At 65.9% G+C, this 14,490-nt stretch carries 12 protein-coding genes; 7 read left to right on the top strand and 5 right to left on the bottom strand.

The features are described 5' to 3' along the window. Positions 1-29: 29 nt before the first annotated feature. On the bottom strand, positions 30-1,115 hold the full coding sequence (locus AC1VNY_RS06815; protein WP_482404598.1) for a COX15/CtaA family protein: 1,086 nt from the start codon (positions 1,113-1,115) through the stop codon (positions 30-32). Positions 1,116-1,198: 83 nt separating this feature from the next. Here AC1VNY_RS06815 and AC1VNY_RS06810 point away from each other — a divergent pair, with 83 nt between their 5' ends. After that, complete coding sequence (locus AC1VNY_RS06810; RefSeq protein ID WP_016844954.1) at positions 1,199-1,408, top strand: DUF2842 domain-containing protein; 210 nt, start codon at positions 1,199-1,201, stop codon at positions 1,406-1,408. Here AC1VNY_RS06810 and AC1VNY_RS06805 read toward each other — a convergent pair. After that, on the bottom strand, positions 1,405-2,433 hold the full coding sequence (locus AC1VNY_RS06805; protein ID WP_482404597.1) for a polysaccharide deacetylase family protein: 1,029 nt from the start codon (positions 2,431-2,433) through the stop codon (positions 1,405-1,407). The genes AC1VNY_RS06810 and AC1VNY_RS06805 overlap by 4 nt on opposite strands. Before the next feature lie 173 nt (positions 2,434-2,606). Between AC1VNY_RS06805 and AC1VNY_RS06800 the strand changes: the two genes are divergently transcribed. After that, positions 2,607-3,800 carry a GNAT family N-acetyltransferase gene (locus AC1VNY_RS06800; RefSeq protein WP_482404596.1) on the top strand — a complete coding sequence of 398 codons (1,194 nt, stop codon included), beginning with the start codon at positions 2,607-2,609 and terminating at the stop codon, positions 3,798-3,800. A 4-nt stretch (positions 3,801-3,804) separates the two neighbouring features. Here the strand turns inward: AC1VNY_RS06800 and AC1VNY_RS06795 are convergent, their stop codons facing one another. Next, positions 3,805-4,743 carry a LysR family transcriptional regulator gene (locus AC1VNY_RS06795; RefSeq protein ID WP_482404595.1) on the bottom strand — a complete coding sequence of 313 codons (939 nt, stop codon included), beginning with the start codon at positions 4,741-4,743 and terminating at the stop codon, positions 3,805-3,807. 323 nt (positions 4,744-5,066) lie between these two features. On the opposite strand from AC1VNY_RS06795, the gene AC1VNY_RS06790 reads away from it, so the two are divergent. Continuing rightward, positions 5,067-6,404, top strand: a complete 1,338-nt coding sequence (locus AC1VNY_RS06790) for an MFS transporter (protein ID WP_482404594.1) — start codon at positions 5,067-5,069, stop codon at positions 6,402-6,404. A gap of 45 nt (positions 6,405-6,449) precedes the next feature. Here AC1VNY_RS06790 and AC1VNY_RS06785 read toward each other — a convergent pair whose 3' ends face one another. After that, positions 6,450-7,364 carry a LysR family transcriptional regulator gene (locus AC1VNY_RS06785; RefSeq protein WP_482404611.1) on the bottom strand — a complete coding sequence of 305 codons (915 nt, stop codon included), beginning with the start codon at positions 7,362-7,364 and terminating at the stop codon, positions 6,450-6,452. A gap of 185 nt (positions 7,365-7,549) precedes the next feature. On the opposite strand from AC1VNY_RS06785, the gene AC1VNY_RS06780 reads away from it, so the two are divergent. Next, positions 7,550-8,524: a tripartite tricarboxylate transporter substrate-binding protein gene (locus AC1VNY_RS06780; RefSeq protein WP_482404593.1), complete on the top strand. Its 975-nt coding sequence runs from the start codon at positions 7,550-7,552 to the stop codon at positions 8,522-8,524. Positions 8,525-8,533: 9 nt separating this feature from the next. Here the strand turns inward: AC1VNY_RS06780 and AC1VNY_RS06775 are convergent, their stop codons facing one another. Next, positions 8,534-10,885: a GumC family protein gene (locus AC1VNY_RS06775; protein WP_482404592.1), complete on the bottom strand. Its 2,352-nt coding sequence runs from the start codon at positions 10,883-10,885 to the stop codon at positions 8,534-8,536. 175 nt (positions 10,886-11,060) lie between these two features. On the opposite strand from AC1VNY_RS06775, the gene AC1VNY_RS06770 reads away from it, so the two are divergent. The 3 genes from AC1VNY_RS06770 to AC1VNY_RS06760 all read left to right on the top strand — a co-directional run bounded on the left by AC1VNY_RS06770 (position 11,061) and on the right by AC1VNY_RS06760 (position 14,475). Beyond that, complete coding sequence (locus AC1VNY_RS06770) at positions 11,061-11,672, top strand: polysaccharide biosynthesis/export family protein (RefSeq protein WP_482404591.1); 612 nt, start codon at positions 11,061-11,063, stop codon at positions 11,670-11,672. 3 nt (positions 11,673-11,675) lie between these two features. Then, the gene (locus tag AC1VNY_RS06765; protein ID WP_482404590.1) at positions 11,676-12,815 is read left to right on the top strand and encodes a glycosyltransferase family 4 protein; all 1,140 of its coding nucleotides are present in this window, start codon (positions 11,676-11,678) and stop codon (positions 12,813-12,815) included. Between the two features lie 115 nt (positions 12,816-12,930). Continuing rightward, complete coding sequence (locus AC1VNY_RS06760) at positions 12,931-14,475, top strand: undecaprenyl-phosphate glucose phosphotransferase (RefSeq protein ID WP_482404589.1); 1,545 nt, start codon at positions 12,931-12,933, stop codon at positions 14,473-14,475. Positions 14,476-14,490: the final 15 nt, after the last annotated feature.

Below are 14,490 nucleotides of genomic sequence, written 5' to 3'. Positions count from 1 at the left end.
CGGGTTGATGGATCAACCGGGTTGATGGATCAACCGAGCTGGCCGACCGGAACGAGGGTCGGCTGGTCCCGTTCGGTCCGGCGCGCCGCGAAGCGCTCGGCCTGCAGCACCGCGAGCGTCAGCACGACGATGGCGGCGGCCTGGTGCGTCAGCGCCAGATCGATCGGCACCTGATGCAGCAGCGTCAGGATGCCGAGCGTCGCCTGCAACGTGATCGCCGCCACCAGCCACCAGGCGCCCGCGATCACCGCGCTGCCGGCGCGCGCGCGCATGGCATCGATCGCATGCGCGATCGCCAGCACGAACAGCAGATAGGCGGTCATGCGATGTTCGAACTGCACGGTCAGCGTGTTGTCGAACAGATTGCGCCACCACGGCGTCTCGAACCAGAGACGGTCAGCCGACGGAATGAAGCCGCCGTCGATGTCGGGCCAGGTATTATAAACCCTGCCCGCGCGCAGCCCCGCGACCAGCGCGCCGAAATAGAGCTGCACGAAGGTCAGCACGAGCAGCACCGCGCTCGTGATCTTCAGCCTGAGCGGCGCGATCACGGAAGGACGGTCCGTCAGGCGCCGCAGCGTCCAGACGATCGCCGCGAAGATCAAGAGCGCCAGCACCAGATGCGTCGCCAGCCGATACTGCGACACCTCGACGCGTTCCGAGAGGCCGGACGCGACCATCCACCAGCCGACGCCGCCCTGCAGCGCGCCGAGGCCGAAAATCACCCAGAGCCGCCGTCCGAGCTCGCCGCTCACCGCGCCGCGCCACAGGAAATACAGGAACGGCAGCAGATAGGCCGCGCCGATCACCCGGCCGAGCAGCCGGTGGCTCCACTCCCACCAGAAAATCGTCTTGAAGTCCGCGAGCGTCATCCCGGCGTTGAGCTCGCGATATTGCGGGATCCTCTTGTAGCCCTCGAAGGCCTGGGTCCACTGCGCCTCGGTCAGCGGCGGCAGCGTGCCGGTCACCGGCTTCCATTCGACGATCGACAGGCCGGACTCGGTCAGCCGCGTGGCGCCGCCGACCAAGACCATCAGCGCGATCAGGGCAGCGACCGCGACGAGCCATACCCTGACGGCGCGGAGCTGCGATGTCTTTGCGGAAATACCGGCCATTTCGCCCTGACTTGATTGGATTTTCGGGCCCCTTATAGTCCGCCGCGCCCGCAGCGCAAGATCACGAGTTACCCATATCAGCCATGGCCATACGCACCCGCAAATTGCTCGGAACCATTTTCCTGCTCATCTTGGTGGTGGTGTGGTCGCTGCTCGGCATGACGGTCGCGCAGACGCCGTGGCTCGCCAATTCCGGATTGTTGCAAGCGATCTTCTACGTCGTCGCAGGCCTCGGCTGGGTGCTGCCGGCGATGCCGATCGTCGCCTGGATGTCGCGGCCCGATCGCGCCTAAATAACGCTCTGGTTGCGCGCACTCCGTGTCGGCCGCACCGGCGCGAACATCACGCCCGACAGCAGCACCCGCATCATCCGCAGCGAGCGCACCCGGCCGTCCCACGCGATCCGCGGCAGCGCGTAAAGATTTGTGCGGCCCTGCGCCTCGACAACCCCGGAGATGGTCGACACCGCGCTGGCAAAGCCGGCCTCCTCGGCCATCACGACATGCGGGCGGCCGAACGCTTCGCGGTCCCCGAAGGGGAATGCGAAATGCCCGACCGGCCGCCGCAGCGCGCTCTCAGCCACCGCCTTGCCCATCGCCAGCTCGCGCTGTGCGTCGGCATCCCTGAGACTCGACAGAGCGGAATAGTTCACCGTGGCGCTGCCGAACGTCACGTTCGGATCGGCGGCAAGCTTCGCCAGATCCTGCCAGTCGAGTGACGCATTGCGTGACAATTGGGCCGCGTCGGCCGAATAGCGCGTGGCGAGATCATTGAGCGCGTAGGACAGGTCCAACGGCGGCAGCTTGCGCAGCCAACCGGACAGGAAATCGAACAGCTCGTACTTGTCCGACGGCGTCGAGATCGCAAAGTGCTGCTCCCTGCCGTCGACCATCATGCTGATGCGGCTCTCGCGGGCGATGATATCCTCGAGCGCCAGCCACCACGCGACGCCCACGCCATCCGGGAAGGCCGTCGGCAAATACAGGGTGAAGGGCACGCCGTGCCTGGCGAGCACCGGCCAGGCATGGGTGACGATGTCCTTGCTGGCGCCGTCAAAGGTCAGGCAGGCAAAGCGTCGGCGCTCCGGCAAGGTCACCGCGCGGCGGCAAGCCTCGTCGATCCCGACGATGTCATACTGCCAGCGCTTCAGCGCGCGGATCATGCGATCGAGGAATGCCGGCGTGATCTCCTGGGACTTCAGCGGCTGAAACCGGCCGCGTCGCGCGGGACGAACGCGGACGAAACGCAGGATCACCCCAGCGCCGCCGGTCTCGCGTTTCCGCAGCCTGAACGCGCCACTGAAATACGCGAGCTCCATTCGGGCCCGTCGTAAAATCCCGCTGTCCGGCGCCAAGGTCCCTCTACCCGTCCCTGCCTGGCGGTTCCCGCACGCCGCCGCGGCATTGTTCTTACACTTTGTTGACATTTCCCTGCGAAGGTCGGCCCCAGCCGAGAACTGTAAATTAATACCTAAAAATTTCGAGTTCCGAGATGACCATGGCGGCGGCAATCGAAGGCCAGACGGCCGAGGCACGAGCGTGGCCGAACGCAATCCGCGTCGCCGGCGTCGACATCTTTCATGATCTCACCGCGGCAGAGCCCACCTGGCGCGGCTTCGAGACATCGCAGCACAGCTACACGCCCTATCAGCGGTTCGATTTCCTCGCCGCTTGGCAGCGCCAGGTCGGCGAGCGCGAGGGCCTGCGGCCTTTCATCGTCGTCGCTCATGACAGCGAACGCCGGCCGCTGCTGCTGCTGCCGCTCGCAATCGAGTCCCGCCTCGGCGCGAACTGCGCGAGCTTCATGGGCGGCAAGCATACAACCTTCAACATGGCGCTGTGCGCGAAGGATTTCGCCGCCAACGCAACGGAAGCAGACATCGCGGCTCTGATCGGATCGATCGCCGAACGCTCCCGCGCCGATGCGCTCGTGCTCTGCCAGCAGCCGCTGCGCTGGCAGGACCTGCCGAATCCGCTGGCGCTGCTGCCGCATCAGCCTTCGGTCAACGATTGCCCGGTGCTAGCAATCGAGCCCGGCGCGGCACCGGCGACGCTGGTCAGCAACTCGTTCCGCCGCCGCCTCAAGGGCAAGGAGCGCAAGCTGCAGGCGCTGCCGGGCTACCGCTATTACGTCGCGAGCGAGAGCGCCGATGTCTGCCGCCTGCTCGACTGGTTCTTCCGCGTCAAGCCGCAGCGCATGGCCGAGCAGAAGCTGCCGAACGTGTTCGCCGAGCCGGGTATCGAGCAATTTGTTCGTGCCGCCTGCCTCGCGCCGCGCGCCGACGGCGAGGGCTATGCGATCGACATCCACGCGCTGGAGTGCGACGAGGAAGTGATCGCAATCTTCGCCGGCGTGTCCGACGGCCATCGCTTCTCGATGATGTTCAACACCTACACGATGTCGGCCAATTCCAAGTTCAGCCCCGGCCTGATCCTGATGCGCGATATCATTGACCGCCATGCCGGCCTGAACTACCGCGCTCTGGATCTCGGCATCGGCTCGGACGAGTACAAGCGGCTGTTCTGCAAGGACGATGAAGCCGTCGTCGACAGCTTCGTTCCGCTCAGTCTGCGCGGCAAGCCGGCGGCGAGCGCGCTGTCGGCCATCAATCGCGCCAAGCGCGCTGTGAAGCAAAATCCGGCGCTGTTCGAGATTGCGCAGAACCTGCGCAGCATGTTCCGCTGAGCATTCAGCTCGCCGCGTCGCCCTGCTCTGCGCCGCCACCCGGTACGCCGAGCCGTTTCATCGCGTCGAACAGCAGTGCCGCGGCGGGTGACAGCGCACGCTTGCGTAGCTTGATCAGGCCGTAATTCTCCAACAACAGCCTGTCCCGCAGGCGCAGCACCTTGAACCGCTGCGGATCGACCAGATCGAACACCAGCATGGGGACCGGCACGATCGCGTCGATGCCCGCGGCAATTCCGACCGAGGCGAAAAACGACTCGGTGTTGATGACCCGGCGCGGCGGCGTCACGCCGCGGCTCATGAACAGCCTCTCGAGCGCCTGGCGCATGAAGGATTCGCGCGGCTGGCAGATCCATTGCTGGTCGGCCATGTCCTCCAGCTCGACCGTCCCGCGGCCGGCCAACGGATGCTCCGCACGAACGAGCAGCACCGCCTCCTCCGCGCCGATCTCGTAATAGTCGAATTGCCGGGGATCGATGCCGGCGGGAATCCTGGCGACGACGAAATCGAACTCGAGCGCCAGTAGTCGCGTGATCAATGGCGGGCTGGTGCTGACATCGAGCGAGATGTTCACCCGATTCAGCTTCTCGCCGAGATACTGGATGACGTCGACGACGAGGTCGATGCTCGGCTTGGCGACTGTTCCAACGGAGACGGTGCCGAGCTCACCGGATTTGTAGCCCGCGAACTCGTCGGTGACCTGGTCGAGATCGGCCAGCACGCTCTTGCCGCCACGGATCAGAATCGATCCATAGGCCGTCGGTTCGACGCCGCGCGCCGTGCGCTCGAACAAGGGAACCCGCGCCAGCGCCTCGATTTCGGCGAGCATCTTCGATGCGGCGGATTGGGTGATGTTCAACCGCTCGGCGGCGAGCTGCAACTTGCGCTCATTGTCGAGAGCGACCAGCAGGCGCAGCTGGCGCAGTTTCAGATTATTGATCACGGCCCGCCACCATCCTGCCCGGCAAGAGCCTGTTCCGTTCCGATTAAACCGGAACAGGGCTCCAGATTCTGCTTTGAGGCGTTTTCTTGGCGCGAACGAGCAGCCACTTCGCTGGAAAACGCTCCAAGGTTCCCGCGCTTATACCGCGGTGCATCATGACAGTTTCGCCGTGGCTCCATTCCCAAATGCCATTAGTCACGCGGCAGTCGATTACACAACAATGAAGAAGACTTGCAAGAGCAACGCGACGAACCGCTGGGGGTGCGCCAGGTGCCGCCCCGAAACAGCGCAGTGATCGTCCGCCGAATCGAAAACAGGAAGGGATGGGAACGATGAGCGACGATGTCGAGAAGCGCGCGATCGGAAAGATGATGCGGCGGCTGATTCCGTTCCTCATCCTGTGTTACTTCGTGGCCTATCTCGATCGCGTCAACGTCGGCTTCGCCAAGCTGCACATGAACGCAGCGCTCGGCCTCAGCGAGGCCGCCTACGGGCTCGGCGCCGGCCTGTTCTTCATCGGCTACTTCTTCTTCGAGGTGCCCTCCAACATCCTTCTGGAGCGGTTCGGTGCGCGGCGCTGGATCGCCCGCATCATGATCAGCTGGGGCATCGTCTCGGCCGCATTTGCCTTCATCCCGCAGATGTCCGCGGCGAGCGGCCTGTCGAGCGAGTGGATCTTCTACTTCCTGCGCCTTCTGCTCGGCGCCTGCGAAGCCGGCTTCTTCCCCGGCATCATCTTCTATCTGACGCTCTGGTTCCCGTCGGTGTATCGCGCGCGCGTCATCAGCCTGTTCATGCTGGCGATCCCGATCTCGAGCATCATCGGGGCACCGATCTCGGGATTGCTGCTCAACCTGTCGGGCGCCGGCCTGACCGGATGGCAGTGGCTGTTCGTTTGCGAGGCATTGCCGTCGGTCCTGGTCGGCTTCGCTGTCCTGACCTTCCTTCCCGACTTTCCGCGCCAGGCGAGCTGGCTGCAGCCTGACGAGATCAAGTGGATCCAGACCACGCTTGAACGCGAGCGGCAGCAAACCGAGGCCGTGGAGCATATTTCCGTTCTGCAGTCGCTCACCGACTCGCGGGTCCTTGCCTGCGCGTTCGTGTATTTCTGCCTCAACGCGGCGAGCTACGGCGTCGCCTTCTTCCTGCCTACCATCATCAAGGCGTTTGGCGTCACCGACACCCAGACCGGCTTGATCGCGGCCCTGCCCTTCGTGTTCGGCGCGGTCGGCATGGTGCTGCTCGGCCGCCATTCCGACAAAACCGGCGAGCGGCGATACCATGTCGCCGGCGCACTGACGCTCGCCGCCGTCGGCATCGGCCTTGCCGGGCTGATGTCGAATCCGGTGCTGATCGTCGCCCTGCTCTGCCTTGCGCAGATCGGCGTGTCGGCGGTGCCGCCGATGTTCTGGCCGATGCCGGCCGGCATCCTGACCGGCGCCTCGGCGGCGGCAGGCATTGCCGCGATCAACTCGCTCGGCAACCTGTCAGGCTTCGCCGGCCCGTTCGCCGTCGGCTACCTGAAGGACCTGACCGGTAGCTTCACGGCGGGCCTGCTGCTGCTCGCCGTGATGGGACTGATCGGCGCGCTCGTCACGATCAGGCTGCGGATCGATCCGGTGCTCGAGCGAACCGCGCGCCAGCCGATGATGGCGCATTAGAGGTCAGGCGCCCGCACCGGAAGGGAACGGGCGCCTGCAATGCCGTCACTTGCCAGCGGCCGCCTTGCTCGCGGCCGCCTTGGCGACCTCGCGGATGCAGGCGATGAATATCTCGGCGGTCGGGCCCAACGTGCGGCCTTTCAACGTGACGATCGCGGCCGAGACGGCGGCCGCGCGCGGAAGCTGAACCGGAAGCACCTTCAGGCCGAGATCGCCGCCGGCAAACCGCGCGACCGAGCCCGGCAGCACGGTGATGAAGCGGCCGGTCGCGGCGAGCCGGCAGCACAAATGAAGCGACAGCGTCATGACCGGCGCGCTAGGCATCCGCATTCCGGCTTCGCGAAACATCTCCGCCACCGCGGAGCCCGGAAAGGTGTCCGGCGGCGGCAACACCCAGCGCTCGTCTGCGAGGTCGGCCAATTCGAGCCTGGATGCACGCGCCCATTTGCTTCGCCTTCCCGCGACCACGACGCGCCGGTCATCGAGCAAGGGCTCGACCGCCAGGTCTTTCTCGTCAAACGGCGTCGGCGTCCATCCAAGCAACAGATCGATGTTGCGCTCGCGCAGTTCGCGGTAACGCAGATCGCTGAGAACGGTCTGCGCGACATTGAAGCGGATGCCTGGATGCTGCCGCGTGAAGCGGTCGATCGCCACCGGAAGCAAGCCCGCTGCGATGCTCTCCGTACTGCCGATGCGCAACTCTCCGATGCTCGGATCGGCCAGAAACTCGAGCTCCTGCAAGCCCTGGGTAAGCTCGTCGAAGATCGAGACCCCGCGTCGCACCAGCGCATGGCCATAGGCCGTCAGTTCGATGCCGTTACGGCAACGATCGAATAGCCGAAGTCCGAGCGCGTGCTCCATGTCACTGACCGCCCGCGATATCGCCGGCTGCGACACCGCGAGCTCCGCGGCAGCCTTCGCCATGGTGCCACGCTGCGCGATGACGAGCAGGATGTGCAGGTCGCGCAGCTTGATCCGGCGTCGGGCACGCTCGATGTCCTGCCTCAGCGATCCTTACCAAAACGCTTATGGACGCCTCAGACACTAGCATTGGACGTTTATCCCCGCCTCACGCATCCTCCGCGTGCGATGACGCAGATCGTCGCGCCCCGGACGGGCGCGGCTCGACGACCATGGAGGCATGCATGTTGACCCGTCGCGACGTCCTGACCGCGTCAGCGGCCGGTGCCGCGCTCGCCGCCGCGGGCCGGCCAGGCGCCACCCAGTCCCGCCTGAAGACCGCCCATATCCTGACCGGCTACACGCCCGGATTGCCGGACGCCGTCGCAAGGCTCGTTGCCGGGCAGATGAAGGTTTATGCCGACACCATCGTCATCGAGACCCGGCCCGGCGCGAGCGGCCGGATTGCGATCGAGGCCGTAAAGAATGCCGAGGCCGATGGATCAGTCATGCTGCTCGCGCCGCTTGGGTTCATCGCGCTGTTTCCGCACACCTACAAATCGCTCGCATACGCACCGCAGGACTTCACGCCGGTATCGACCGTCGGCTCATTCGCGACGTTGCTGGCGGTCGGCCCGAAAGTCCCGAACGACGTCAGGAGCCTCGCCGACTTCGTCGCCTGGTGCCGCGCCAACCCGACACAGGCGACCTACGGCACACCGGGCGTCGGCACCACGCTGCATTTCATCGGCGCGATGCTCGGCCGGACCGCGGGCTTCGACTATCTCCACGTGCCCTATCAAGGCAGAGGGGCAGTCCAGGATCTCCTGAAAGGCGAGATCGCGTCGGCCGTAATGCCGATCGACAGCCTGCTGGGCCAGGTCCAGTCCGGACAGCTTCGCGCTCTGGCGACGACCGGTCCCAGCCGTCTCAAATCTCTCCCCGATGTGCCGACGGTGGCGGAAGCCGGTTACCCCGCGCTTCAGGACGTGACCTGGTTCGGCATCTTCCTGCCGGCGAAGACGCCTGCGGCCGTCGTCGCGCAACTCAACAGCGCGATCCAGGCGTCACTGCGCACCGACGAGGTCAAGTCCGGCATGACAAAACTGTCGGTCGACGTCGACGCAATCGCGATGAATGACTTTGCCCGACTGCTCGCCACCGAATCCGATCGCTGGAAAGGGATCGTGCGGGCGACCGGATTTACCCCGACGGGCTGACGGTGGCGCTCAGGCGGCCACCACCCGCGGGCCCCTCGCGACCGCTTCCGACGCCGCGCAGGGCTTGCTCAGCATCGTCACTTCGGCGAAGCCGACCGCCCTGAGTTGCTCGACCATCGAGCGGCGGGCATCCTGCGCCATGGCGGCGTCCGGCACGACGACCGCCTGCGCCTTCGCGGTCAGCAGTTCGGCCGGCAGGTCGACGGCCGAACCGGCGTCGAGCAGCACGTGATCGTAAACCCTGAGCAGCGCGTCGATCGCAAGTGCGAGCCGCGGCGACTGCAGATGCGAGCGATCGAAGCCCGGACGGCCGGCGCTGACGATCTGAACGCGCGACTGCCGATCCTTGGTGATGATCTGCGCGAAGGTCGCCTCGCCCTGCATCAATTCGGCAAGTCCGGGCGCCGCGGGATCGACGGTCGCCGACGTCAACACCGACGAGGACGCGACGAGATCGATGACGACGACCTTGGCTTGGCGCGCCATCAGACGCGCCAGCGTCAGGGCGGTCAGCGTGACGCTCTCAACCGCGGCGGGGCCGAGCACGGTGACCTTGTGGGCGGCGGGACCGGCGGCGACGAGGCGCTCGGCGAGCTCATCGATCTCGTCGGCGGTCTGGGCGGACGCAGGCTGCGGCTCGCTGGGCGCAGGTTCATAGGGAGCCGCAGGCTCCAGCGGCAGTTCGGGCTCCACCGCCGGCCTCGGCGCGACCGGCGATGCGAGTACCGGTTCAGGCGGCAGCGCCGGCGCGGGCTGGTCCACGGTTGCGGCATCCATGACCGGCTCGCGGCGCCTGATCACGGCGGCCGCCGGCGCGAAGGCGCGGCCAACCGCACCGGGCGCGGAGATGCGCAGCAGCTCGCCGGTGATGATGATGCCGGACGACAACAGCAGCGTCGCCAACGTCGCGATCAGCACAATCGGCAGCTTCTTCGGATAGGCCGGCGTATTCGAAACCGAGGCGCGCGAGATGATACGGCCGTCGGTCGGCGCGGCCTCGATGTTCTCGCGCGCCGTCGCCTCGCGATACTTGGCGAGATAGGCCTCCAGCAGGTCGCGCTGCGCCTTGGCCTCACGCTCCAGCCCGCGCAGCTGCACGTCCTGGCTATTGCTCGACGACGCCTGCTTCTTCGACTGGTCGAGGCTCGCCTGCAGCGCCATGACGCGGCCATCGGCGACGCGGGCGTCATTGTCCAGCGAGCGCGAAACCTTGCCGGCTTCCTCGCGCAATTGCCGGTCGAGATCGGCGATCTGCGCCTTCAATTCCTTGATGCGCGGATGGTTGTCGAGCAGCGTCGAGGACTGCTCGGCGAGCTGCGCGCGCAGCGTGCCGCGCTGTTCGGCGAGCCGGCGGATCAGCTCGGAGTTGAGCACCTCCGACGCCTCGATCGGCTTGCCGCCCTGAAGCATCTCGCGGATCAGCCGCGCCTTGGTCTCGGCATCCGCCTTCAGCGCGCGGGCATTGTTGAGCTGCGTGTTCAGCTCACCCATCTGCTGGTTCGACAGCGGGATGTTGTTGGTGCCGACGAACAGGCTCGACTTCGAGCGGAATTCCTCGACGCGCGAATCCGCGTCCGCGACCTTGGTGCGCAGCTTGTCGATCTCGCCGAGCAGCCAGGCGCTGGCGGATTTGGCCTGGTCCTGCCGCGCGGCCTGCTGCAGCACGAGATAGCCGTCCGCGATCGAGTTGGCGACGCGCGCCGCAAGCTCGGGATCCTCGGACTGGAACTCGATCACCATGACGCGCGACTTGTCGACCGCAAAGGCCTGGAAGCGCTCGTAGTAGGAATCAAGCACCCGCTCTTCCGGCGTCAGGCTGAACGGGTCACGGCCGATGCCGAACAGCGCCAGCAGCGACTTCAGCGGCGAAAAGCCCCGCAGCACCGGATCGAACTCCGGACGCTCGGCCAGCTTGTTCTTCTTGATGATGTCGCGCGCGAGATCGCGCGACAGCAACAACTGCACCTGGCTCGTCACCGCTTCGGCGTCGAGCGATGTGCGCTCAAGGTCGCGCTCGCCGTTCGGACGCAGGAAGGCGTTCTCGCGATTGTCGATCAGGATTCGCGCTTCCGACTTGTAGCGCGGCGTCACGACGTTGACCGCGGCGAGCGACAACGCGAACACCAGCACCGTCGGCACGATGATCCAGCCGCGCTTGCGCGCCAGCGCGCGGCCGAGCACGTGCAGGTCGAGATCGGCCGCCTCCGCCGGACGCGCCGGCTTGTCAGGCGCAGGCTTGTCTGAAGCAGGCTTGGGCGCAGCCGGCTTCACGGCAGCTTCGTCGGCGACGGGCGCAGACTTCGGCAACGCCCGTTGCACGACGGCCTTATCCTTGCCTCTACGCCAGAATGCAAAACGCATAACGAACTCCCGCGGACGCCGCGACTCCATCGCAATGGGGCGATTACAGTCCATTAAGGTTGCCGCTGGGTTAATCGGCGGGGTTGACGGACATCGCGGCCACCACCCTTCCCGTCATTCTTTGTTAACCACGAGTGCCGTTAATCGAGGCCGATATTGTCGCGGGATTCCTCACATGCGCGATCTGCGCGCTCCCCTTATTTGCCTGGTCGCTGCGCTCGCGCTGTCGGGCTGCATGGGCCGAACGTCGCCGGTCGCCGGTGACCCCAGCCTCGATTCGATGGCGTATGCTGCGCCCGTTGCCTATTCCGAGCCCGCACCGACGCGCGAGGGCTATAATCTCGGCCCCGGCGACAAGCTCCGGGTCGTGGTCTATGGCCAGGAAGGGCTCACCAACGCCTATGCGATCGACGCCGCCGGCGCGATCACCATGCCGCTGATTGGCTCGGTGCCGGCGCGCGGCCGCACCCCTGCCCGGCTCGCCGCCGAGATCACCGCACGGCTGCGCAACGGCTTCATCCGCGAGCCGTCCGTGGCGGTCGAGATCGAGGCCTACCGGCCGTTCTTCATCCTCGGCGAAGTCCAGGCCCCCGGCCAATATCCCTATGTGCCCAACATGACGGTCGAAAGCGCGGTTGCGATCGCCGGCGGCTTCTCGCCGCGCGCCAGGCGCGACGAGGTCACCCTCACCCACACCGATACATCCGGCGCGGGCCGCTTCGTCGCTCCGCTGGGCACGCCGATCGGCCCCGGCGACACCGTGTTCGTCGGCGAGCGCTGGTTCTGACCGATGGCGCAGGATCAAAATCAGCAACCGCCGCTCCGCATCCTGCATGTCGTCCGTGCCCCGGTCGGCGGCATCATTCGTCATATCCTCGATGTCGCCAACGGCCAGATCGAACGCGGCCATCATGTCGGAATCGTCGCCGACAGCCTGACCGGCGGCGCGCGGGCCGACGCGGCGCTTGCCGAGATCGAGCCGCGGCTCAAGCTCGGCGTCCACCGGGTGGCGATACGCCGCGAGCCGCGCTTCGCCGACTTCATGGTCTGGGCCCACATCGCCGGCCTGATCCGCAAACTGAAACCCGATGTCGTGCACGGCCATGGCGCCAAGGCCGGCGCATATGTCCGGCTTCGGCGGCGGTCGAGCAAGGTGATCCGGGTCTACACGCCGCATGGCGGCTCGCTGCACTACCCGCTCGACACCTGGAAGGGCCGCTTCTACAGCCAGCTCGAGCGCACCCTGATGAACAGCACCGACCTGTTCCTGTTCGAGAGCGCGTTTGCACGTGACACCTATCAGCGCACCGTCGGCAAGCCGGCAGGCCTCGTGCGCTGCGTGTTCAACGGCGTCACCGCGGAGGAATTCGAACCGGTCCCCGGCGCCGACGACGCCACCGATGTGGCCTATGTCGGCGAGTTCCGGCGCATCAAGGGCGCCGATCTCCTGATCGACGCGGTGGCCAAGCTGCGCGCCGAGGGCAAGCCGGTGACGCTGACGCTCGGCGGCGACGGCGAGGAATTCGAGCGCCTCAAGGAGCAGGTGAAGCGACTGTCGCTCGGTGAGGCCGTCCGCTTCATCGGTCACGTCAAGGCGCGCTACGGTTTCTCCAAGGGCAGCCTGCTGGTGGTGCCCTCGCGCGGCGATTCGATGCCCTATGTGGTGATCGAGGCCGCAGCCGCCGGCGTTCCGATGATCGCCGCCGATGTCGGCGGCATCCCCGAGATCTTCGATACCCACACCGACGCCCTGTTCGCGCCGAGCAATGCCGGGGCGATGGCCGACGCGATCAAGGCCGCGCTGGACAATCCCGCCGCGACCGCGGCGCGCGCCGCCAGACTGCGCGAGCGGATTTCGGAACATTTCTCGCAGGACGCGATGGTCGAAGGTGTGCTGGCCGGCTACCGCGACGCATTTGCCAAACGTTAACCACTTCTTGCACACGTAACCGTTTCTTCCGATTTGTCCCCTTAAGTCACGTCCGGGGGAATTTTCGTGCTGCGCGCGGATGCCCATCTGCATGCGCAGGAATGGACGTGGACTTGTGGAACCGTTTAACGCACGCTCGATGCTGGATGCCGCTGCGTCTGCGCCGGCCGCTCAGCCGCAGATCGAACGGCGCCGGCGCCTTTCGCCGGCCGCGCTCGCCGTTACCAACCAGAAGGTTCGCGGCGCTTACTCGCCGGTCGTGATCGCCGGCGTGGTTCGCCTCGCCGACTTCGTGCTGCTCAGCCTGGTCGGCGTCGGGCTTTATCTCGCCTATGTCAGGCCGCTCGCCGGCGGGAGCATTCACTGGGGATACATCGCATCGATCCTCGGCATGTCGGCTGCCGCCGTGGTCTGCTTCCAGGCCGCCGACATCTACCAGGTGCAGATCTTCCGCGGCCAGCTTCGCCAGATGACGCGCATGATCTCGTCATGGGCCTTCGTATTCCTGCTGTTCATCGGCATCTCCTTCCTGGTCAAGCTCGGCGGCGAAGTCTCGCGGGTCTGGCTGTCGTCGTTCTTCTGCGTCGGCCTTGCGGTCCTGATCGCCGAACGGCTGCTGCTGCGATCGATGGTGCGCGCCTGGGCGCATGACGGCCGGCTCGACCGCCGCACCATCATCGTCGGAGCCGACCATAACGGCGAGCAGCTGATCGAGGCGCTGAACGCCGAGGATGATTCCGACATCCATTTGCTCGGCGTGTTCGACGACCGCAATGACGATCGCGCCACCAATACCTGCGCCGGCTCACCGAAACTCGGCAAGATCGACGACATCGTCGAATTCGCCCGCCGCACCCGCGTCGACCTCGTGCTGTTCGCGCTGCCGATCTCGGCGGAGACCCGCATCCTGGAAATGCTGAAGAAGCTCTGGGTGCTGCCGGTCGACATCCGCCTGTCGGCCCATACCAACAAGCTGCGCTTCCACCCCCGTTCCTATTCCTATATCGGCAAGGTGCCGACGCTCGATATGTTCGAGGCGCCGATCACCGACTGGGATCTGGTGCTGAAATGGCTGTTCGACCGCGTGGTCGGCGGCATGGCCCTGCTTGCCGCGCTGCCGGTGTTGGGACTGGTGGCGCTCGCGGTGAAACTCGACAGCCCCGGCCCGGTGCTGTTCCGCCAGAAGCGCTTCGGCTTCAACAATGAGCGGATCGACGTCTACAAATTCCGCTCGCTCTACCACCACCAGGCCGATCCCACCGCTTCCAAGGTGGTGACCAAGAACGATCCGCGCGTCACCCGCGTCGGCCGCTTCATCCGCAAGACCTCGCTCGACGAACTGCCGCAGCTGTTCAACGTCGTGCTGAAGGGCAATCTCTCGCTGGTCGGCCCGCGGCCGCACGCCGTGCAGAGCAAACTGGAGAACCGCCTGTTCGATGAGGCGGTCGACGGCTACTTCGCCCGCCACCGCGTCAAGCCCGGCATCACCGGCTGGGCGCAGATCAACGGCTGGCGCGGCGAAGTCGACACCGACGAGAAGATCCAGAAGCGCGTCGAATATGACCTCTACTACATCGAAAACTGGTCGGTGCTGTTCGACCTCTACATCCTGCTCAAGACCCCGTTCTCGCTGCTGACCAAGAGCGAGAACGCGTACTGAGAATTCAGCCAATTG

It is taken from the genome of Bradyrhizobium ferriligni (assembly GCF_056837965.1).
The sequence above is the reverse complement of the archived record's forward strand: the minus strand, read 5'-3'. Positions and strand labels throughout refer to the sequence as shown.

Bases quoted from the DNA above. Each gene is read 5' to 3' on its own strand.
- AC1VNY_RS06815 (WP_482404598.1), bottom strand. From the start codon at position 1,115: ATGGCCGGTATTTCCGCAAAGACATCGCAGCTCCGCGCCGTCAGGGTA.
- AC1VNY_RS06810 (WP_016844954.1), top strand. From the start codon at position 1,199: ATGGCCATACGCACCCGCAAATTGCTCGGAACCATTTTCCTGCTCATC.
- AC1VNY_RS06805 (WP_482404597.1), bottom strand. From the start codon at position 2,433: ATGGAGCTCGCGTATTTCAGTGGCGCGTTCAGGCTGCGGAAACGCGAG.
- AC1VNY_RS06800 (WP_482404596.1), top strand. From the start codon at position 2,607: ATGACCATGGCGGCGGCAATCGAAGGCCAGACGGCCGAGGCACGAGCG.
- AC1VNY_RS06790 (WP_482404594.1), top strand. From the start codon at position 5,067: ATGGGAACGATGAGCGACGATGTCGAGAAGCGCGCGATCGGAAAGATG.
- AC1VNY_RS06780 (WP_482404593.1), top strand. From the start codon at position 7,550: ATGTTGACCCGTCGCGACGTCCTGACCGCGTCAGCGGCCGGTGCCGCG.
- AC1VNY_RS06775 (WP_482404592.1), bottom strand. From the start codon at position 10,885: ATGCGTTTTGCATTCTGGCGTAGAGGCAAGGATAAGGCCGTCGTGCAA.
- AC1VNY_RS06770 (WP_482404591.1), top strand. From the start codon at position 11,061: ATGCGCGATCTGCGCGCTCCCCTTATTTGCCTGGTCGCTGCGCTCGCG.
- AC1VNY_RS06765 (WP_482404590.1), top strand. From the start codon at position 11,676: ATGGCGCAGGATCAAAATCAGCAACCGCCGCTCCGCATCCTGCATGTC.